Source organism: Mycobacterium sp. E3247 (assembly GCF_001667785.1).
Lineage (GTDB): Bacteria > Actinomycetota > Actinomycetes > Mycobacteriales > Mycobacteriaceae > Mycobacterium.
This window is the reverse complement of record NZ_LZJG01000036.1, coordinates 1-1,109: the sequence shown is the minus strand read 5'-3', so window position 1 is coordinate 1,109 and position 1,109 is coordinate 1. Positions and strand designations below refer to the sequence as shown.

1 protein-coding gene is annotated in these 1,109 nt (G+C 62.8%); it reads right to left on the bottom strand.

Annotated features, from left to right (window positions below):
• On the bottom strand, window positions 1-1,091 hold a 1,091-nt coding region (locus A9X04_RS01660), incomplete at its 3' end, for a cytochrome P450 (RefSeq protein ID WP_156764173.1).
• Window positions 1,092-1,109: the final 18 nt, after the last annotated feature.

The window sequence follows — 1,109 nt, the reverse complement described above, 5'->3', positions numbered from 1 at the left end:
GGCACGGACTCAGCATCTAACACGAACGCGGGGATAGTGCGTAACCATTCGCTGACCAACACAGTCAACGCTGTTTTCGCCAGACTGACGGCCACACAGCGGTGCGGACCCCCGCCGAACGCCCAGTAGTCCGCCCGCGACCCGTGGCCGTTCGCCATGTCTTCTTGGATGGCCGCCCCTACGCACAGCCCGACCCAAGCCCCTGCCGGGATCTCGACACCCGCCACGGTGACGTTCTGAGCGGCCCTGCGGATAATCACCGGGGCCGGCGGCTCGCGGCGCAGCACGTCTTCGACGAATCCCTCAATCCCTGAGGGGTTTTCGCGCAGCGAAGCGCATAGCCGCGGGTCGCGGGCAAGGTCAAGAAACACGAAACCCACCGCGCTCCTAAACGGCGTAATGCCCGCAGCGATCAGCATCTCAACTACCGCGCACGCGTCAGCTTCGTCGAACCCATCGTCACCGGCAACCAACCGGGACATAACACCCGCAATATCAGGGCTGGCGCGGCGCTGCGCGAAAGCCTCCGTCAAATAGCCGAGCATCTCAACTTTTTGCACCCAATCCTGGAAACGGGCACCTGTGAGCGCGGCCAGAGGCGCCCGCTGGATCGCCCAAAGCGCATTCTCCCAGCGCAGCAACCTATCCCCGTCTTGCGGCGGCAACCCCAACACTGTGAGAAGAACCTGAGCCGCGAATGGCTCCGCAACATCGGCGATCACCTCACAACTACCCTGCGCGGCCACCGCTTCGACCACCGCCGCGGCCTGATCTTGCAACGCGGGTTGCATCTGTTTCACCGCGTGGGAACTCAATAACGGCTGCAAGATTGCGCGCCAACGCGCATGGTCCGGCCGATCCAAAACGGCGTTAAGCGAAAACACTTCCGGGTTACGCAGCGCTGCGAGCACGTCATCGGCCCGGGTGAGGCAATAGCCATTCATAAACACGCTGTCCTCGATAAACACCACCGGCCCGCGCTTGCGCAGCGCGTCCCAAAGCTCGCTGCGATCCTCTGTGAAGAAATCAGGCAGCAACTTGTCACCGATCGGTGAGAGGTGATCTATCCCAGGCCGCACCTGCGCCGGCACACTCACACATCGCCGAAG